Below are 21,184 nucleotides of genomic sequence, written 5' to 3'. Positions count from 1 at the left end.
TTAGAATTTAAGGTTTAAACCAAGGGTAACAGCTTTGCGGAGAGGCACCTGGAAATAATCAACCCCCATGGTGCCAGCACCACTGGCTCCTCCACCGGGGCCTGCGTTATTTACTTCGGGGTCACCGCCAGAATAATTGGTCAGCAACCAGAGGTTTTGGAAGTTTACACTTAGATTGGCCTCCTGTATGCGTATACGTGAAAGCAATTTTTGCGGCAAGTAGTATGCAAGGTTTATGTTGCGAAGGCGCACCCAGGCGACCTCCTCCACGAAATTGGTCCCGGCAAGAATGTAATAATTGTTGAAGAAGGTTTGGTTTAGGACAATGGGTTGGGTATTCGCAGCGTACGAGCCATCTGGCATCTCCACAACTCCGTCGAATACAAATTCCTGGTTACGGTATTCTTCCATCATTGCATGATTTCCGCTGGATATCAGGAACTGGCTGGTAGCATTGAGTAACTGTGCACCGTAAGCCCCATCGATCAGAAAAGAAAATTCAAGATTCTTGTAACGAAAATCATTCGTGAAGCCATAATAAAGCTTGGGTTCACGGTTTCCAATATATCTTTTCTGTGAATCGATGAGTGGGTAACCATCTTCATCCACGATCACCTGTCCGGCTTCATTCCGTTTGTAATCGGTGCCAACAATGCCAAACAGCGCTTCACCCAACCAGGAACTGGCGATAGCCTGTGAAGAAACCTGTCCGTAGGTAACAGGGAACTCAACCAGGTCACCGAACAATTTAGTGAGTTTTGAGCGGTTCCCAAAACCATTCAGGGTAAGCTCCCAGTTTAAATCTTCCGTTCTGAGAATTCGCGTGCCTACCAATAGCTCAATTCCCTTGTTTTCAACTGAGCCTGAATTGACGGTTTGCAGAATAGCCCCGGTCACAGGGGTTACCCTGGGTTGAATGATCTGGTCGTTCGATACCCGTTCATAATAGGTGAAGTCAATGGTAAACAAACCATTCAATAATCGGAGGTCGGTACCCAGTTCAAATTCCCTGGTAATCTCAGGTTTTAGGATAGGGTTTCCTGCAAATGCGCCATTTTTCCAGCCACTTCCAATGCCATAAAACTGTTCAAGGGTTTGGGTCAAACGGTGCGGCGGTGCATCCTTACCCACCTGTGCATAGCTGGCTCTGATCTTGGCAAAGGAGAAAATCTTGGCCATCTGTCCGTCAAGCAATTCGCTAAAGATAAAAGCCGCACTGTAAGAAGGATAAAAGAAAGAACGATTGGCAAGGGGCAGCGTGGAAGACCAGTCATTCCTTCCGGTAACCCCCAATACGATGAAGCGGCCGTAATCGATGGTTAGGTCTCCAAAAACGCCAATGATCCTGCGATTGGCTGTCGACTGGCTATTGCGCACTTCCCGTAAGTTGTTGATAGAGTGCAGCGTGGGATTCCGGAAACGTTCTCCTTCTACGAAAGTGTTGCGGCCAAAATCAGATTGCAGGTTGTGTCCTGCAAGAGCAGTCACCCGAAATTTTTCTGTAAAATCATAATCGGCGGTCACAACCAGGGTTGAGGTGATTTTTTCGCTCTCCCGGTTAAATTCGCTGATGGCACCCTCGTAAGCTGCCGATCCTGCAGAACCAGGTTCTCTCACAGCTTTGTAATGCTGTTGAAAATAGTCCCGCCCAGCGGTATAGTTTAAAGTAAGCCAGTCAAGGGGCTGATAAGTCAGATTAAAAGAATTGATGTTACGACTCACATTATCGTCGCGTACCTGGTGATATGCGCTCCACATGGGATTGTCTGGGGCTTCCGCCAGGTTGCCGCTCAAGGGGATCCATACATTGCGTTCACTGCCATCAGGGTTCAGATAATCCACCATGTTATCCCAGCGTGGCCACCGGTACACATTCATGAGCCAGCCACCACTGGCACTGAAGATCCCGGTTTGGTTGTTTGTTTTCATGATGTTGGAAGAGGTCGTCAGAGAGATCTTGGGCGAAACCTTAATGGTTCCCGTAAGCATGGCCGAGTTTCTACCGTAAAAGGTGTTGGGTACCATACCGTCATCCCCCAGACTTGAAACCGCCATGTAATAGGTCATGCTTGAGGTACCCCCACTAACGTTGGCATCGATCTTATTAGCCATACCGGTCTCGAAAAAGTTTCCTAGATTGTCATAGGCATTGTCGCTGCGAAGCAATGGCGGCCCCCAGTGTGAAAAGGTTCGGGGGTTGAACAGGCCTGCAGCACCGGTAGAATAAGTGTTTTGCACGTCGTGAAGGCGACCGACCTGCGAAAGGGTTGTGGAGGTGGATAAGCCTACCGAAACAGCACCCTCCTTGCCCCGCTTGGTGGTGATGATAATGGCTCCATTGGCGGCATCAATCCCGTACAACGCAGCGGCTGCCGCACCTTTAAGGATCGACATTGACTCAATGTCATTGGGGTTAATGTCGGCGGCACGGTTGGTTGTGCCTCTGACCGAGGCATTGGAAATGGGAATCCCGTCAATCACAAATAAGGGCTGGTTGTCGCCGTCCACGGAGGTGGCCCCGCGCAGAATAATCTCGGAAGAAGCCCCCGGAGCACCCCCTGTGGAGGTGATCTGAACCCCGGAAACCCGGCCCTGAAGTGCGTTGACAAGGTTCTCCTGCCGGGACGACATGATGTCATCCGAGTCAACATTCTGCACGTTATAGGTCAGGGTGCGTACCTCGCGTTCGATTCCAAGGGCGGTGACCACTACTTGTTGCAGGGTAGTGGCTGCTGTCGACAGGACTACATTGATAACGTTTCGGTCGCCAACCGGTTCTTCAACGGTTTCCATTCCTACAAAACGGAAAATCAGCACATCAGTGGGCGAGGCGTTGATCTGGTACCTGCCATTGAGATCCGTGGTGGCTCCCACGGTAGTGCCTTTGATCAAAACCGTTACCCCAATGAGCGTTGTGCCATCAGAAGCATCGGTAACTGTACCGGTGATCTGCCTCGCCTGGCCAAGCACATTGAAGGTCATGAAGACCAAAAGGCCCAGTAAAACAAGCGTTTTCTTCATAATTCAAGGATTTGTTGTTTTTTGGTTTGCATGGACTGGGTATAATTTTGAAATTCATCAAAACAATATTACTGTTTTTTCTTTTTGTTTGCGTCGAGTGCGTCTTTCACCGAGCCATGTTTAAGCAACAGGGCTTTGGCTTCTTCGGTTTCAAGCCCCAGCTCTTCCATTAGCATTCGGGTCCCGCGCTGTACCAACTTCTGATTGGTAAGCTGCATATTCACCATTTTGTTTCCTTTCACCCGTCCCAGTTTGATCATGATGGTCGTGGTGATCATGTTGAGAATCATTTTCTGCGCTGTGCCGGCTTTCAGGCGGGTGCTTCCAGTTACGATTTCGGGGCCAACAATGGCTTCTATCGGATACTCGGCCTCTTTGGCAACCAACGAGTTCGGGTTGCAGGTTATGCATCCGGTGAGTATCCCGTTTTCCCGGGCTTTGTGCAAGCCTCCAATCACATAGGGTGTGGAACCTGAAGCAGCAATGCCAATGACGGTATCCAAGGCGTTAATGTTCCGCTCCTGTAGTTCTTCCCAGGCTTTGTCAGGGTCGTCTTCAGCTGCCTCCACCGCTTTGCGCAGGGCCTTGTCTCCGCCGGCGATTAAGCCGATTACCAATCCCTCGGGTGCGCCAAAAGTCGGCGGAAGCTCCGAGGCATCCAGCACGCCCAGGCGACCACTGGTTCCGGCACCAAGATAAAAAATACGTCCCCCCAGACGCATCCGGTCAATGATTTGAATGATCAGCGCCTCTATCTGTGGCAAAACCTTTTTGACAGCCACATGAACCTTGGCATCCTCCTTGTTTATTGAGGATACCAGTCTCTTCACCGTCATCTTTTCCAGGTTCTCAAACTGGGATGGCGACTCGGTGATGCTTAACTGAAACTTACCACTTTCCTCAATTTCAGCCATAAAAACGATAGGTTACTTGTTCCTTTTAAAATTACGGTGAAATTCAATAAGTCCCTGCATGGGATCCTGAATAATATCACCAAGAGTAAAGCCGCATTCGGTGGCTGCCTCCTTCAGTAAATCGGAAAAATGCCAGGCAATGCTTCCTGTAAAATGAACAGGTAGGTCCCTGGCCCGAGGATACTGTTGAATATTTCGCCGGAAAAACGCAATGAACGAATGCTTTACCAGCAAATAAACGGGTTCTTCCTTGATGTACCTTGACAGGAAGGGAGTGAACGAAGCAAGGTAGCGGTTTGGGAAAGGTTTGCGGTACACTTGTTCCATAATGTCGATGGCCGACTGGCCGAACATTTCCAGGAAGCGAGCCTGCAGGTATTCAGGCATCTGGTTTTTCAGCAGATCTGCTGCCAGCTTTCGTCCCAGGACTGCCCCGCTGCCTTCGTCGCCAAGAATATAACCCAGGGGTGGAACATGCTGCCGGATCCCCTGGCCATCGTAATAACACGAGTTGGAACCTGTGCCCAGGATGGCTGCCACGCCTTCCGAGTGACCACATAGGGAGCGGGCAGCAGCCAGGAGGTCGCTGGCAACATCTATGGCTTCAACATGAAAATATGCACGCAGGGCCCCTTCAAGCACCGCATTCTTTTCAGGATTGGCGCAACCGGCACCATAAAAGAAAATATGCCGAATCCCCTCACGACGAAGCAAAGATGCTTCAGATAGGGTTTTCACGATTTCTTCTTTTGTCTGGTAATAGGGATTAATACCTGCAGTCTGGCAAGATGCGCTGCCTTTTTGGCCCTTGCCCGATAAATGCCAATTGGTTTTGGTTGAACCACTGTCGGCGATTAAAATCATGCCTTTTCTCCCTGAATTCCGGAAGCCGGGCTATGAAAAACGGGTCCCCCTTCCAATCACCCCTTTAAAAATTTTGAAACCCTTAAAAACACCCCCAACCCCGATGAATGCGATTATTAAATATTGCTTTTTTGCAAATGTAAAAAGAAAACTACAAGATTAATAAAAAATTTTAGAAACCAAACCCTGTTTTTGCTTCCTATGAAAAGAGTTAATACTTTTGATCATTAAATCATTTTAGCAATTTACTCATTTATGGTCAAAACCGCAAGTCCTATTTTAGCAATTCATAGCACCATAACCCTGATCCTGCTGCTGTTTTATTCGGAAGCCAATGCACAGGACCGGCAGGCAGGGCTTTCTGCCGGGGCTGTAAAAAGAATGGAGAAGCGTGCTGAACAAAGACTTGAAAACTTTTTAGATTTTTTTTACCCCTGGAAGCATTTGGGATCCATAGGCATCGATAGCCTCCAGGTAGATCCACGGGAGGGAGCCCTTAAGTTATTTTTTAATGCGAATCTGACCCACTTGCCCATTCGCTACCCCTTTTTGTTGCAATTGGAGTCAGAGGTCATGAACCACCTGGGGCGCAGATTCCGAAAGTATGACCTTCAGATGTTTAGCCGTGGTAAGCCGCTGTTTGAATTTATCCCCAATGCCCTGCGCGAACCTTATTTTGAAAAGGATCCTGCGAGGATCCGGCAGCAACACCCAAAGGCACCGCTGGTCAGCCGTTTATCCCCCGGGGATTTCAATGCTGGCCTTAAGGGTAATCACGTGGCTCTTTGGCCAAGCCATGGATATTATTTTGATATGACCAGAAACCGCTGGCAATGGCAACGCGCCAGACTTTTTGGCACGGTCGAGGATCTCCTTCCCATGGGCTGGGTTCAACAATATATAGCTCCAATGCTCGAGAATGCAGGGGCGGTAGTCCTGCTGCCCCGCGAACGCGACCTGCAGACTAACGAGGTCATCGTTGACTTTGATGGCTCAATCCTTGACTCAGAGCTGATCCTCACGAATTCTGAGGGGTTTGACTGGAAAGTTGTACCCCTGGGATTTGCTTCAAAGGATACGCTGTTTGATGGGGAAAACCCGTTTACTCTGGGCTCGCATCTGTCCATAGCTCCTGGTGCCGGAAAGGAGGCACGGCTTCTTTACATCCCTGATTTCCCCGAAAATGGCTTTTATGGCGTTTATTTCTCCTGGCATCAGGATTCCCTGAATACCACAGCAGCCGAAGGGGTCCTGCATTATTCCGGCGGTAGCGTTTCCTTCCTGCTGAATCAGACCATGGGTGGAGGCACCTGGATCTATCTCGGCAACTATTTCTTTAAAAAAGGCAAGAATGCTGAACAAGGCAGTTTTCAGATCTTTGGGGATGAAAACCTGCAGGTGACCGCCGATGCCCTCCGGTTTGGCGGGGGAATGGGAAACGTGGCCCGGAGGGCAATTGCAGATGCACCTGAGCGGGGGAGATCTGTCGAAGATAGAGGAACCTCCACCCTTTCAGCAGAGCAACTGCATGAACCTGATTTTTTGTGGAAAACCAGCAAGCGACCCCGCTACCAAGAGGGCGCCCGTTACTATTTGCAATATGCAGGGATGCCCGATAGCCTGGTATTCAGTATGAATGCCGGTCAAAATGATTACAACGACGATTATATGTCGCGGGGCGAATGGGTTAACTACCTTACGGGAAGGTATCCTGAAGGGGAAAGTGACCCAGGTCCCATTGGATTAAATATTCCCGTTGACTTGTCATTGGCATTGCATACCGACGCCGGCATTACTCCGGGCGACTCGGTGATCGGCACCCTGGCCATTTACAGCAGCGAGCGCGATGAAGGCCTCTTTAGCGATGGGGTGTCACGGATGGGCAGTCGCGATCTGGCCGATCTCGTTCAGGATCAGGTGGTGTATGATATGCGTGCTCTTTTTAAGGATAGCTGGACCCGCCGCGCGCTTTGGGACCGGCAATACAGCGAAGCCTGGCGCCCCCAGGTTCCGGCCTTATTGCTCGAACTGTTGTCACACCAAAACCTGGCCGACATGCGTTATGGCTTGGACCCCTGTTTCCAGTTTCATGTGAGCCGGGCCATGTACAAGGGCATCCTGCGCTTTGTGGCCGCTAACGAAGGGCGTGAACCTGTTGTTCAGCCCTTGCCCGTGCAGGGAATGATGCTGGAACGCCTCGGGGATAAAAGGATCAGCTTGCGCTGGCAGCCTGCCGTCGACCCACTTGAGCCTTCTGCGACGCCTAACAGCTTCATAGTTTATAGCAGGGCAGAAGGAAAAGGCTTCGATACCGGGACATTGGTTTCCGAAGCTGTTTTTGAAATGGAACTTCCCCATTGGGATACCCTGTATTCATTTTTTGTAACTGCCGTCAATGATGGGGGAGAAAGCTTCCCTTCGGAAGTTCTGTCAGTGGCCTTGGTGAAAGATCAACCAAAAACCGTGCTGGTAGTCAATGGCTTCGATCGCATCAGCGCACCTGCAATTTTTGATAATCCATCAATGGCAGGGCTTTCCTGGTGGGAGGATCAGGGGGTTCCATTCCATTACAATGCTTCTTATACGGGTCATCAGTTCGATTTTGATCGTGATTCACCCTGGCTTCACGATGACAGTCCGGGTTGGGGCGCCAGCCATGCCGACATGGAAGGCTTGGTCTTAAAGGGAAATTCATTTGACTTTCCTGCCATTCACGGAACAGCCATCCGCAATGCTGGTTATTCGTTTGTGTCAGTTTCCCGAAAAGCCATGGAAGAAAACCTTGTCAATTCAGCGGATTATTGGGCGGCAGATCTTATTTTTGGGGAGCAGCTGGGGGTGCCGTCCCTCGACGAGCATTCAGGGATTGAATTCAGGATTTTTACGCCCGGCCTGATGCGCTGGCTCAGTGGTTTTACAGCCAAAGGCGGCCACATCGCAGCTTCCGGCGCACATCTGGGAACCGATGCCGTCACCCACAAGGACAGCCTGGCCATCCACTTTGCAAGTGAGATCCTGGGATTCTCCTGGCGAACCAGCCATGCTGCCAATGCCCCGGAAATCGTTGTTACGGATGAATATCTTAAAAAATTTCCATACAGCCTTGAATTTAATGCGGGACAAAATCCTGAAACGTATATTGTGGAAAGCCCCGATGCCATTGAAGCCATCAGACCTGAGGCAAAAACCCTGTATCGTTATGGTACCAACCAAACCAGCGCTGCCGTGATCCTTCATCTGGATTACAAGGCGGTAATGATGGGTTTTCCTTTTGAAAGCATCCCCGGGGCGCATCAGAGGGATGCCCTGATGAAAAGTATTCTTGATTATTTTGAAAATAAACAATAGACCATGGAAAAGAAAATAACTTGTTTTGTGCCTGCAGGTGATTTAGCCGACCTGAAAAGAACCCTTGAAGAACTTATGTCGCAACCCTTGGTTGAGACAGTAATGGTGCTTGGCGCTGAACCCTCGGAAGACCTTCCCGCTGGGGCTATCTTTGTAGAAGTGCCTTCCCTGCAATCAACCCGCGGCATCAAAGCAATAGCCGGCCTGAGCCAGACCCCCTTTACCCTGGTATACACCAAAACCCTTCCCTTGCGTCTGGGGGCTTTTGCCCTCGAGCGGATGCTGCAGGTGGCCACTGATACGAGGGCCGGAATGATTTTTTCCGACCATTACCAGGTGAAAGAAGGAAAATTGTCGCCCCTGCCCGTGATAGATTATCAACAAGGCAGCCTGCGCGACGACTTTAACTTTGGCTCGCTCTTGCTATTCAACACGGAAGCCTTAAGGGAAGCCGTTTCCGGAATGAAAAACAACTTTGCGTTTGCCGGGCTTTACGATTTGAGGCTCCGGCTTTCTCAAAAACACCTGCTTTTCCGCATCCCAGAATTTCTTTACACCGAAGCGGAGACAGACACCCGCCGCTCAGGCGAGAAAATGTTTGATTATGTGGATCCCCGAAACCGCGAGGTGCAGATCGAAATGGAAAAAGCCTGCACCAGTCACCTCAAGGCCATAGGCGGATACCTGAAGCCTGTTTTCAAGCCCGTCAGCTTTAATGAAGCGTCATTCCCGGTGGAAGCCTCTGTGATCATCCCCGTAAGGAACAGGGTGAAAACCATTGAAGATGCCGTCCGCTCGGTGTTCATTCAAAAAACGAGCTTCCCTTTTAACCTGATTGTAATCGATAACCATTCCACGGATGGGACCACCGAGTTACTGAAAAAACTTGCTGCAGAAGATGATCGCCTGATTCACTTGATCCCTGAAAGAATTGATTTGGGCATTGGCGGCTGCTGGAACGAAGGGGCCTTCCATTCCCAATGCGGTAAATTCGCCATCCAGCTCGACAGCGACGACCTTTATTTGAATGACAGCGTGGTGAAAAGGATCGTGGATGCCTTTTATGAACAAAACTGTGCCATGGTGGTGGGCAGCTACCAGATGGTAAATTTCGACCTGCAGGAAATCCCGCCGGGAATTATTGACCACCGCGAATGGACGCCTGACAACGGCCGCAACAATGCCCTGCGCATCAATGGCCTGGGTGCCCCGCGCGCCTTTTACACCCCCCTGCTGCGGCAGATCAGGGTGCCCAATGTCAGTTATGGCGAAGACTATGCCCTGGGGCTGGCCATCTCGCGCCATTACCAGATCGGGCGCATTTATGAGCCGCTGTATTTCTGCCGCCGCTGGGACGATAATACCGATGCCTCGCTCGATATCGTGAAAATGAACACACACAATACCTATAAGGACCGGATTCGCACCATTGAACTCCGGGCACGAATGGCCTTGAAATCAAAATAAAGCCTGAACGATGGAAATGCTGGTGAATGACGAAAGGGATTTGAACCTGAAAAGCCTGGTGGAGGCACTTTTTGAGGATCAGTTGCAAAACTGGGACCTGGCAAGGGCCAATTACCTGGGCATGCAAAAAGCGGTGACAAAACACCTGCCATTCTCTGGTCTGGCAGAGTTGAGGGTGCAGTTTAACCCCGAACGTATCTATTCCACTTCCGCCAAAGTAGATGCCAAATCCATCAGTGAACGGCCGTGTTTCCTTTGCCCGGCCTTTTTGCCTCCACAGCAAAAGGCCGTTCCCTTCAACCACGATTACCTGGTGCTGGTGAACCCCTTCCCCATATTCCCCAGGCACCTGACGATCCCTTACAAGGACCATATCCCCCAGCAACTCGGGGGCAGGTTTGGCGATATGCTCGACCTGGCACGTGCGCTCGACAATTTTGTGGTGTTTTACAATGGTCCGCGTTGTGGCGCTTCAGCCCCCGATCATTTCCACTTTCAGGCTGGAAGCAAAGGCTTTATGCCTGTCGAAGCCGATTTTGAGAAACCCCTGAAGGTGTTGCTTAGCGAAGAAGATGGTTCAAAAATCTATACCTTCGAAAACTACCTGAGGCATGTCCTGGTGTTTACCAGCAATGATTCCCTGTGGCTGGAAGCGGAAACAGCGAGGGCCATCCGGGTGCTGTCCGGTTTCGACCCCGGCCATCCTGAGCCCATGATGAATGTGTTGGCCAGCTGGAACGACGACCACTGGCGGATATTCCTGTTCCCGCGCAAGACGCATCGTCCCTGGCAGTTCTTTGCCGAAGGGCCCGGGCAGATCTTGCTGAGCCCTGCTGCCGTCGACATGGGGGGCGTGCTGATCATTCCCCGTCAGGAAGACTTCGACAAACTGGATCTTGAAAATAGCCTGGATATTTTGTCTCAAGTGACCCTTGGGCCTGAGCAGTGGAAAGAACTCAGGAATGCCTTTTGAAAAACCCTGCACCATGGATACTGAAAAACTGAAAATTGAAACCGGGTGGCCACAGGATTACGAGATGGTCTCGGCCTGCCTTAGTGAATGGTGGGACTTCGACACCATCCATTCGGCCTTGCTGCACGAAAAGCTTGAAGGCGATCCAACGGCAGACCCTGAGCTTTGCTTTTCCGCCTTTTATGAAGGCCAGATGCTTGGATTGCTCTTTGCCGTCAGGCGCGACATCCGTGAACAGGCCTTTGGCTATGTGAAGCTTATGGGGGTGCACCCCGACTGGCGAAGAAAAGGCATTGGGACAGCCCTTTATCAAAGGGCTGAAAAAGAACTGGCGGCGAAAGGTGCCGCCATCATTCGTTTTTACGACGTGCCCCTTAACTATTTCATGCCGGGCATTGATCCCCGCTATACCCCGGCCCTTTGTTTTGCCTGGAAAATGGGCTTTCAGCATTTTGGTGAAGCCGTGAATATGATTGCTGACCTGGAGCCCCTTGACCTTGATACCCGAAAGGAAGAGGAACATCTGAAAACTTTGGGCATTACCGTCCGCAGGGCTGCTCCGGCCGACAAGGCTCCGTTGTTTGAGCTGTTATCTGCCGAGTGGAAGCTCTGGAATCATGAGGTAGAAATGGCTTTCCGCGATGACCCGCCATCGGTTCACGTGGCCTTTGCCGGAGAGAAGCTTCGCGCTTTCTCCGTCCACAATGGCAACAACAAGGGCACGGGATGGTTCGGGCCTATGGGCACTCATCCTGACCTGCAGGGTAAAGGCATGGGAAGCATCCTGCTGAAACGCTGCCTGGAAGATATGCGCCGCCAGGGCCATGCACGGGCCATCATCCCATGGGTGGCGCCCATCGCCTTTTACGCACATTATGTAAATGCCCGTATCGACCGGGTGTTCTGGAGAATGGAAAAAGTACTGAAAAACCAGACCAATCAATGGACCCTGTAATAAAAGTCGGCATCCTGTTTGCCCCCGAAGTGAAATTTCAACTTAACGGGAAGTTCAGCCTGGTTTCTTCCGGCAAAATTTGCCAGGGGAAAGCTTCTGTAAAACTTCAGGACGATGAACCCCTGCTGTTTGTGGAAGGTGAAAAAGTGGAAGCCACCTGGCCGGTAAGCTTTGAACCGCTCGAGCCTGAAATTGCCAGCTTCGATCTCCTCGACGTGACCATCGGCATCAACTTCCATTGGGAACGCAAGCAGGATCAGCGCTTTCGCGGAAGTCTGGAGATCATCCGGGAACCCGGCCACCTGACCGCCATCAACAGCGTTGGCCTTGAAGACTACCTGACCAGCGTAATTTCTTCGGAGATGAGCGCCACTTCTTCGCCCGAACTCCTGAATGCCCATGCTGTGGTTTCCCGAAGCTGGCTGCTGGCCCAGATGGAGAAAAGCAAAAATGTCAAAGCTGAAAAGACATATCTTTCCTCGCAGGATGGGCCCCGTGAGCGCATTCGATGGTACGACCGCGAAGACCACCAGCACTTCGATGTATGTGCCGATGACCATTGCCAGCGCTATCAGGGAATCACCAACGTCACCAGCAAGGCCGTTGAAGAAGCCATCGCACTAACCAGGGGACAGGTGCTGACCTTTAGAGACCAAATCTGCGATGCCCGTTATTCCAAATGCTGTGGAGGCATCAGTGAACGTTTTGAGAATGTATGGGAGCCCGTTGCGCATCCTTACCTGGACCGTGTGGTCGACAATCCTGAACCCCCGGCAGGCTTTGATATGGACCTGACCCGTGAAGCCGCTGCCCGCGAATGGATCCTGGGTAAGCCTCCGGCTTTTTGCAATACCCATGACCAGCAAATCCTTTCACAGGTGCTGAAGGACTATGATCAGGAGACCTTTGATTTCTACCGTTGGCAAACCTCCCTTAGCCAGGAACACCTGCAGAAGTTGCTCCGCAGTCGCGTGAATGTGGAAGTGGGTGAAATCCTTGACTTGATTCCTGTCGAACGCGGCGTTTCCGGAAGAATCATCAGGCTTGAGATCCGGGGTACCAAAGGAACCCTCGTCATCGGCAAAGAACTGGAGATCCGGAAAGCCCTTTCCTCTTCTCATCTTTACAGTTCTGGGTTTGTGGTGGAGAAAGGAGAAAATATCAATGGCATTCCTCAGGCATTTACCCTGAAAGGGGCCGGCTGGGGCCACGGGGTGGGATTTTGCCAGATCGGCGCCGCTGTGATGGGCGCCAGGGGCTATGATTACCAAACTATCCTGGCCCATTATTTTAAGGGTGCTGAACTCAAAAAACTATATTAGCTTTATCCAATCAAAAAAAGCGCTTAAGCCAATGGCAAACGATAAGGTAAAGAAACGCTCGCCCTGGGCATGGATCCCCACCCTCTATTTTGCGGAAGGGATACCCTATGTGGTCGTCATGACGGTATCGGTGATCATGTACAAACGACTCGGTATTTCCAATACGGATATTGCGCTCTATACCAGCTGGCTTTATCTTCCCTGGGTCATTAAACCACTCTGGAGCCCCATTGTCGATTTATTCAAAACCAAACGCTGGTGGATAGTCATTATGCAGCTGATGATAGGGGCCGGACTGGCGGGGGTGGCCTTTACCATCCCCCTGCCTGGGTTTTTCCAATATACCCTTGCCTTCTTCTGGCTCCTGGCTTTTAGTTCGGCCACCCACGACATTGCTGCCGACGGTTTTTATATGCTGGGCCTCGACGAACACGAACAGGCTTATTTCGTGGGGATAAGGAGCACCTTTTACCGGGTGGCCATGATAACGGGTCAGGGCCTCCTGATCATCCTCGCAGGCTTTTTTGAAGTATTTACCGGGCAGGAACCGGTGGAATTCAGGGTGGAGGCTACCCCGGCAGCCGCAGAAATGGTTGAATATACCCCGGCTGAAAGAGCATCTGAGGCTGATGAACTTACCTTCCGGATAACCACTGAAATGCTGGAGCTCAACACGGGGAATATCCCCAGTGACCAGGCCGACTCCATCAGGCAATGGGTTGCCAGCCAGAATCTCGCCAATGGATTTGTGTTTCCCGAAGAGGCAGCCGAAGCCGGGGAACCCTCCTGGTTTGCCCGCAGCATATCCGAACCCTTTGCCCATTGGCTGCGCACCCACTTCAGGCATGATCACGTTCAGGACCTCAGCCCTCAGGATTTGCAGGGAAACATTGGCCTGGTGGGCATTACCCTTTCAGCCCCTCCCGAAGAGGGCAAGGAAATCGTGCTGAATTCCAGGTTCAGAAGGGGAGATGCCAGCATCCGCATGATCCAGGGTGAACGTCTGGCGTTCAACCCTGACAACTGGAACCAGACCGCATGGATCGCCGTTCAGCTTGACCCCAAACTGGACCGCCCTGCCCAGGCATTCTTCGAAGGCCGTTCAGGTAACATCCCCCTGGCCTGGTCCATCACCTTCTTCATCCTGGCTGGATTTTTCCTCGCAGTCTTTGTTTATCACCGCATTATTCTCCCACGGCCGGCTTCCGACAAAGCGGTGGTGCAGGAGACCGGCGAAAACGCTTTCACTGAGTTTTTCAGGACTTTTGGGTCCTTCTTCCGAAAAGGAAACCTGGGCCCAGCCCTGGCTTTCTTACTGCTGTTCCGTCTGGGAGAAGCACAGCTGGTGAAGCTCGCATCGCCCTTCCTGCTCGATGACCGACAGGTAGGCGGACTGGGCCTTACTACCGGCGATGTGGGTCTTATTTATGGCACCATCGGCATCCTGGCACTGACCCTGGGCGGCATCCTCGGGGGCGTGCTGGCTTCCAGGAAAGGCCTGAAGTACTGGATATGGCCCATGGCCCTGTCCATTAACCTGCCAAACCTGATGTACGTCTACCTTTCCTACGCAACACCCACCCAGTTCTGGCTCATCGCCGGCTCGGTGGCCATTGAACAGTTCGGCTATGGATTTGGTTTTACGGCTTATATGCTGTTCATGATCTATTTTGCCGAAGGGAAGCACAAAACCGCTCATTTCGCCATCAGCACAGGCTTCATGGCCCTGGGGATGATGCTCCCGGGCATGATCTCGGGCTGGCTGCAGGAGATCATCGGCTATCAGAACTTCTTTATCTGGGTCATGCTTTGTACCCTCCCGGGATTCCTGGTCATCCGCTTCCTGAAAATTAACCCTTCTTTTGGGATCAAGAAAACAACAGAAAAAACCGGGGAAAAGGACTGATTTCCAAACGGGTCAATAGAATTTGAGGTTTCCACGGGTGCCTGATTGGCTTTCCTGTCAACCGTATGATTATCAGCTTTTTTTGCCAGAATACCCTATCCCGGACCTGCCATAGACCTACCTTGGTCGTGTGCAGACGAAGCCAATCAGAACCCCACACGAGTTTCACACGAGGATGGTACGACCATGGTGTATTTTTCGCCTGTTTTTTAAGATAAAAGAGGCGTTTTTTTACATAAAAAACAAAATGTACCTTAACCTCTGGTTTTCAATACAGAAAATAGGGTTCTGCTTTTTCCCGAAAGGCCGGGATGTCCCGGGTCCAAATGGGTAAGATGTCTTCAACCAGGAAACGTTTTTCAAAGGCCATGCGTACTTTGTCGGTGCCGGTGACCTTGTCAAACATGGGCAAGCGGCTTTCCTGGCACATCTGGAATACATTCCTTTCGGGATAGAGCTTGTGGAGTTCCTGCAGGACGTAAAACTGGATAAGGGAAAGCGGTGCCTGGTGCAAATCGGTCAGGTGGACCTGCACCCCGTGAAGCATCTTGTCCTTCATATCGGTGTAGTAGGCGCGGTAATGGATGGGCCGGAAAATTACGCCGGGAATGGACAGCCCGTTTAACCGTCTGGTCAACTCTTCGGCATCGCTGATCCAGTCGATGGCAAAGGTCTGGAAGGGAAGGGTATAGCCCACCCCGATGTTTACTACATAGAGTTCTCCCAGGATTCCGGATACAGGGTAAAAATAGGCTGAATGGGCGTGAGGGATGTGGGGGGAGGAGGGCACCCAGTGCAAGCCGGTTTCTTCGAAGGTCAGCGAGCGGTCCCAGCCTTCCATTTCGATCACTGTAAGCTTGCATTTCGCCCCATTGGCCAAAAGGCCTTCGCCGTTAAGGAACAGAGCCAACTCAGCCACCGTAAGTCCGTGCACATAGGGGATGGGAAACTGGCTGACAAAAGAGATAAATTCGGGTTCAACCAGAGGACCTTCCATCTTCAGTCCGCCCAGGGGGTTGGGACGGTCGAGCACCATCAGTTCGATGCCATTTTCGGCGGCAGCCTCCATGGCAAGTCCCAGGGTGCTGATGAAGGTGTAGGATCGCGAGCCGATGTCCTGGATGTCGTAAACCAACACATCAATCCCTTCAAGCATTTCGGACGTTGGCTTGCGGGTCTGACCATACAGGCTGAACATGGGTATGCCGGTGGCCGGGTCGGGCTTGTTGTCGATCAGTTCGCCGGCAGGATATTCGCCCCGCACGCCATGTTCCGGGCCGTAAAGGGCCACCAGGCTTACTTCAGGTGCATCGTTCAGGATGTCGATGGTGGATCGGAGTTGGCTGTCAACGCCCGTGGGGTTGGTGATCAGTCCCACACGTTTTCCCCGCAAGGGTTCAAAGCCCTGGTCACGCAAGACCTCTATGCCAGTTTTTACCTGCCCAAAAGCCGGCAGGAGAAAAAAAACGATCATCAGCGAAAGGATGGATTTCTTCATTGCAGCATTTATTTTATGTGCTAACTTTGGCTCAAACCAGGCCTTAATCATTTGACAAATCTAATAAATATTTCAGGCTCTGGAAGGGGGATTGCAAAGAGTGTTTTTATTTAAAAAAACCTCAGATGAAAAAATCAATTGATTCCTGCTTATGGAAAAACAGGTGAAAGCGCTGGCCGGGCGTTTGCGGCGTGAGCTGGGCAGTTCGAAAGTCTTCACCAAACCGGTTGACCTTTTGAGCAAGGGTACGGATGCAAGTTTTTACAGGCTTATCCCACAACTGGCCGTGCGTGTGGAATCGGAACAGGAAGCCATTGCGGTGATCAAAGCCTGTTTTGAAGTGGGTATTCCGCTGACCTTTAAGGCGGGCGGCACCAGTCTGAGCGGGCAAACCATCACCGATTCGGTGCTGATGGAGATCGGGGACCGCTATTCCGGCAGCCATATTTCGGAGGATGGCCGTTTTGCCACCTTTGCTTGTGGACTGGTCGGGGGGCTGGCCAACGGCCGCCTGGCGCCCTATGGTCGAAAACTGGGCCCCAGCCCGGCTTCCATCCACTCCGCCCGTATTGGCGGCATCGTGTCGAACAATGCCAGCGGATCGAGCTATGGCATCAGATACAACAGTTACAATACCATTCGTGGCATGCGCCTGGTGATGGCCGACGGGACTCTGCTGGATACCCGCCTGGAAGAAAGCCGCGAGGCCTTTCGGCAGTCGCAAGCGTCCATGCTGGATGGCCTGCGGCAATTGTCGGAAAGGGTGAAGGCCAATGCGAAGATGATTGAAAAGATCAGGCATAAATACCAGTTGAAGAACACCTGCGGATATGGGGTCAACGCCCTTGTCGATTTTGAAGATCCTGTTGACATCCTTGAACATCTGATGATCGGGGCTGAAGGCACCCTGGGATTTATCTCTGAGGTGAGCTTTGAAACGGTTCCTGATCTTCCGCTAAAGGCTGCTTCCCTGATTTTCTTTCCCAACATCCGGAATGCCTGCCAGGCCATCATGCCTTTGCGCCAGTTGCAGGTGAGTGCGGCTGAACTGATGGATTACAATGCCCTGCAATCAGTGGCCGATAAACCAGGGATGCCTGACGTATTGAAAACACTGAACCCTTCGGCTGTGGCCCTTCTGATCGACACCTCTGCCTCCGACCTGCAAAGCCTGCAAAAGCAGATGAATGAAATTGTGGAAGGATTGAAGGATATCCCAACGCTATACCCCATTTCATTTACGGATGATTCGTCGGTTTATGCCTCGCTGTGGCGGGTGCGTGAAGGTTTATTTACCTCGGCAGCTTCAGCCCGGCTAGCCGGCACCGCCTGCATCATCGAAGACCTGGCTTTCAGAGCGCCTGTGCTGGCCGATGCCCTTACTGAACTCAAACTTTTGCTGGAAGATTTCGATTACCCGGGGTATGTCATCTGGGGCCACCTGCTCGATGGCAATATCCATTTTGTGATCATGCCCGATTTCTCAAAGGCGGAGGAAAAAGAACGCTACGAGCGTTTTATGGAAGCCCTGGCGGTGCTTACCCTGAAATATGACGGGAGCCTGAAGGCCGAGCACGGCACGGGCCGCAACATGGCACCATTTGTGGCCAGGGAATGGGGGGAGGACATCTATGGGGTGATGAAAACGATCAAGCAGATCGTTGATCCTGCAGGGATTCTGAACCCCGGTGTGCTGATCAACAAAGACCCGGGCATTCATCTGTCGAATATTAAATCCATGCCTGCCGCTCATAAACTGATCGATCAGTGCATTGAATGCGGTTTTTGTGAGCCTGCCTGTCCATCCAAGGACCTGACCCTGACTCCCAGGCAACGAATCGTGGTATACCGCCGTTTGCATGAGCTTGCCAGTACGGGGGATTTTTCTGAGGAGTACAGGCACCTGAAAAAAGCCTTTGCCTATGCAGGTGATGCCACCTGTGCCACAGATGGCCTGTGTGAGATCAACTGCCCGGTCGACATCAACACCGGAACCCTGATCAAGGAGCTGCGGTTTAAGCATAACGGGGCCTTCAGCCGGGGCGCGGCCTGGGCCATCGGCTCGAGCATAGGCTTTGTGACCGCTTTTTTAAGGCTGTTTCTTAACACAGCATTTTATAAACAAAAGTTGTTCGGGCAAGGGCTGTTGGTTTCCACCACGGGCTTTTTGCATAAGATATTGGGTACGCCGGTATGGAATGAACAGACGCCAAAGGGGGCTCCGCGCATTCAAAAACCCAAAGTCCGGAAGGGGCCAAAAAAGGTCGTTTATTTTCCGACCTGCATCAACCGGACCTTTGGGGTTTCTGCCGGTACGGAAGAAAAAGAGGCCCTTGTCAATAAAACCATTTCCCTGCTGGAGAAGGCCGGCCTGGAAGTGATCCTTCCAGGTGGCTATAATCACCTTTGCTGCGGAATGGCATTCTCCAGCAAAGGTTTCCGTAAGGAAGCCAAACGAAGGGAAGAAGAACTAGAGGCTGCGCTGCTAAAAGCCACGGAGAACGGGAAATACCCTGTGCTTTGTGAAATGAGCCCCTGTCTGCTGCATATGAAGGAAACCCTTTCGAAGGATTTGCAGCTATTTGAACCTGTGGCCTTTTCGCTGAACTACCTTGTCCCCAGGCTGAGGTTTCATCCAAAAGATGCACGCATCACCGTGCATGCTACTTGCAGCACCACGAAAATGGGATTGGACAAAGACCTTGTAAAGCTTGCAAAGATGTGCGCCAGGGAGGTGGTGGTGCCCGACCAGGTGGGTTGTTGCGGCTGGGCCGGCGACCGGGGCTTTACCCATCCCGAATTAAACCAGGCTGCTTTAAGGCATCTGAAAGATCAGCTGCCAGAGGATGTCAGGCAGGGATACAGCACAAGCAGAACCTGTGAGATCGGTTTGTCGTCACAGGCAGGGATTCCCTATCATTCCATCTTTTACCTGATTGATGAAGTGACAGAAACCCTGGACTTATGATTTGTCCGGGATTTTGAAAACCAAAAGGCCGGCCGTTTTTCTTATTCTTTTATTAAGCGGAAGGCTTTGGCTCCCTTTGGGTTGCTGACCCTAAGCAAATAAATGCCTGAAGGGTAGCTTTGCAGGTTGATTTCAAGTTCCAAGCCACCGTTGGCTTTAAAGCTTTTTATCCTCGCACCTTCTATTGAAAAGACTTCCAGCAAAAGGGGTGCAGGCGAATGACCACTTACGAAAAACTTTCCCCTGCCAGGATTTGGGAAAATCTTAAGCGCTGATAATCCAGGCTCATCCGTGCTGGTATCATCCTGTAAAACGGTAATCGTGGCATGAACTTCCAGTGGGGTTTCCGGATCACTTTGCACCACTCCGGCTGGCAATGCAAAGGTTCCGGAAGCGGCATAATCTCCAGCCGTATTTCCGTCATAACTTTCAACCGACCAGCTCAGGAAAACGGTATGGGTATCTTCGTTGCTGTCAACGATGGTGGTTGTTTCTGCCAGGGCGGCAACGGCTTCTTGTTCTGACGTGCCAAAGGGCACTTCGATGTCATCCACCGGAAGGATGGAAAGGATGCTTGGGTCGGGAATTTCAAATCCCTCATCATAGGAAAGCAGCCTGACCGCATCGGCCACGACATATTGGTTGGTGGTTGCCCCGGCCGTCACCCGGATATTTTCACCCGCAGAGCCGTTGAAAGTGTAAGTACCAATATATTGCCAGGAAGAGCCGTTGACCGATTGGTTGACATAAACTGTGTCAGCGCCATTGGCGTGATTGACAATAAAAGGGGTGTCGGTAGCCCGGTTAAAAGATGCCACCCACCAACCATAGACTTCATAACTTGCCTCGACGCTTAGATCAGGGTTGAACTGGCAGTAGTTGTCGTGGCTGCCAATGCCATGCAGCAGGGAGGGGGTATCGCCCCAATAGCCTGCGTTGGCAGTCGGGAACCACGATCCGGTGAATTCGGTATTTGCATCGCCGGTATCCATCACCTTTTCGAAGGTTGGGGTCTGTGGCAGGCCCAGGCTATCGGTATGTACCACAGCCAGGATGGTAGGAACGGGCCGGTTCTGGTAATATAGTGTTTCATTTCCCAGGGCCATAGCTGTGGAGCCTCCTCCATCGAGGTTCATGGCCCCATGGCAACCCAGGCTTTCCATCAGGGCAGGCAGGTCTTCAATCTTGAAGGAATTGGTCACCAGCATGATGACCTTGTTGTCAGCGGTGTAACCCACAGCGGTGCGGGGTCGGTAGGTGTTCAGATCCACGCCCGAGCCCCAGAACACTTCTTCATCCCAGGTAAATTCGACCGCTCCATCCTTCATCAGCATAGGCCCTCCGCCAATACCCACCAGCAAATCCTCATAGGGCTGCCCTTGCGACTGGGCTGGGGGTGACAGGGGATTTGGATGGTTTGTGGTATAGGGAAGAGGTTCCTCGAAAGTATAGATGTCCTCCACCTGTGGGCCAAAGTGATAGATCCATTCGGTGGAAAGAGAGCGGTCAGCATTTATGCCAAAAAAGCTCCTGACCACGGGGTATGACTGGCTGTTGCGGGTAACGGCGGCCACATTCTGTGCTTTTACCTCATCGGGATAAACGATGGCCGAGAGGGAGGTGGTACCGCTGAAAAACCCCCCGTTGATGGCCCCATAGGCGCCGACATCGGAACAAAACTGGCCAATGGGCTTGCTGTTGGTGCTGATGTATGGTCGAATGGCTATGTCCGGGACGTTCAGATCCACCTCATAATAATAAGCAAAAAAGGTACTATTGCCCACTAGGGTTCCGTGAAATAGTTTCAGGCCTTCTGGTAATTCATGTTCGGAAGAAACATCAACCCAGTCAATTTGCTGGGCGGGTGCCAGAAAAGGGAAGGTAACAATGAGGATTACCAGGAAATATTTTTTCATCACGCAGGCTTTCATGCTTATTTAGTGCTTTT

12 protein-coding genes are annotated in these 21,184 nt (G+C 51.5%); 7 read left to right on the top strand and 5 right to left on the bottom strand.

Translation table 11 applies throughout. From position 1 onward, the window contains the following. From V2I46_11615 to V2I46_11605, 3 genes are all read right to left on the bottom strand, one after another. Nucleotides 1–3,021 (bottom strand): SusC/RagA family TonB-linked outer membrane protein, encoded by a 3,021-nt coding sequence (locus tag V2I46_11615; protein ID MEE4178144.1) that lies wholly within the window; start codon nucleotides 3,019–3,021, stop codon nucleotides 1–3. 68 nt (nucleotides 3,022–3,089) lie between these two features. Next, nucleotides 3,090–3,935 (bottom strand): N-acetylmuramic acid 6-phosphate etherase, encoded by an 846-nt coding sequence (gene murQ / locus V2I46_11610; GenBank protein ID MEE4178143.1) that lies wholly within the window; start codon nucleotides 3,933–3,935, stop codon nucleotides 3,090–3,092. A gap of 12 nt (nucleotides 3,936–3,947) precedes the next feature. Further along, on the bottom strand, nucleotides 3,948–4,799 hold the full coding sequence (locus V2I46_11605; protein MEE4178142.1) for an ATPase: 852 nt from the start codon (nucleotides 4,797–4,799) through the stop codon (nucleotides 3,948–3,950). A 255-nt stretch (nucleotides 4,800–5,054) separates the two neighbouring features. On the opposite strand from V2I46_11605, the gene V2I46_11600 reads away from it, so the two are divergent. From V2I46_11600 to V2I46_11575, 6 genes are read left to right on the top strand one after another with little or no spacing between them, the layout of a single operon-like run. Continuing rightward, nucleotides 5,055–8,147, top strand: coding sequence for a xanthan lyase (locus V2I46_11600; GenBank protein ID MEE4178141.1), 3,093 nt, complete (start codon nucleotides 5,055–5,057; stop codon nucleotides 8,145–8,147). Between the two features lie 3 nt (nucleotides 8,148–8,150). Further along, a complete protein-coding gene (locus V2I46_11595) occupies nucleotides 8,151–9,614 on the top strand; it encodes a glycosyltransferase family A protein (protein ID MEE4178140.1) in 1,464 nt (487 codons plus the stop codon). Nucleotides 9,615–9,624: 10 nt separating this feature from the next. Continuing rightward, nucleotides 9,625–10,587, top strand: a complete 963-nt coding sequence (locus tag V2I46_11590) for a DUF4922 domain-containing protein (protein ID MEE4178139.1) — start codon at nucleotides 9,625–9,627, stop codon at nucleotides 10,585–10,587. A gap of 13 nt (nucleotides 10,588–10,600) precedes the next feature. Beyond that, nucleotides 10,601–11,542 (top strand): GNAT family N-acetyltransferase, encoded by a 942-nt coding sequence (locus V2I46_11585; GenBank protein ID MEE4178138.1) that lies wholly within the window; start codon nucleotides 10,601–10,603, stop codon nucleotides 11,540–11,542. After that, on the top strand, nucleotides 11,530–12,864 hold the full coding sequence (locus tag V2I46_11580) for a SpoIID/LytB domain-containing protein (GenBank protein MEE4178137.1): 1,335 nt from the start codon (nucleotides 11,530–11,532) through the stop codon (nucleotides 12,862–12,864). The genes V2I46_11585 and V2I46_11580 overlap by 13 nt, the downstream gene beginning before the upstream one ends. Before the next feature lie 31 nt (nucleotides 12,865–12,895). Next, nucleotides 12,896–14,770, top strand: a complete 1,875-nt coding sequence (locus tag V2I46_11575; protein MEE4178136.1) for an MFS transporter — start codon at nucleotides 12,896–12,898, stop codon at nucleotides 14,768–14,770. Nucleotides 14,771–15,038: 268 nt separating this feature from the next. Here the strand turns inward: V2I46_11575 and V2I46_11570 are convergent, their stop codons facing one another. Then, nucleotides 15,039–16,268 (bottom strand): DUF1343 domain-containing protein, encoded by a 1,230-nt coding sequence (locus V2I46_11570; protein ID MEE4178135.1) that lies wholly within the window; start codon nucleotides 16,266–16,268, stop codon nucleotides 15,039–15,041. A 151-nt stretch (nucleotides 16,269–16,419) separates the two neighbouring features. Between V2I46_11570 and V2I46_11565 the strand changes: the two genes are divergently transcribed. Further along, on the top strand, nucleotides 16,420–19,236 hold the full coding sequence (locus tag V2I46_11565; protein ID MEE4178134.1) for an FAD-binding and (Fe-S)-binding domain-containing protein: 2,817 nt from the start codon (nucleotides 16,420–16,422) through the stop codon (nucleotides 19,234–19,236). Nucleotides 19,237–19,277: 41 nt separating this feature from the next. Here the strand turns inward: V2I46_11565 and V2I46_11560 are convergent, their stop codons facing one another. Then, nucleotides 19,278–21,152, bottom strand: coding sequence for a phosphodiester glycosidase family protein (locus tag V2I46_11560; GenBank protein ID MEE4178133.1), 1,875 nt, complete (start codon nucleotides 21,150–21,152; stop codon nucleotides 19,278–19,280). Between the last annotated feature and the right edge of the window lie 32 nt (nucleotides 21,153–21,184).

The sequence above is a fragment of the Bacteroides sp. genome (assembly GCA_036351255.1).
GTDB lineage: Bacteria > Bacteroidota > Bacteroidia > Bacteroidales > UBA7960 > UBA7960.
Note: the sequence above shows the minus strand (reverse complement) of the source record. Positions and strands in the feature narration are given on the sequence as shown.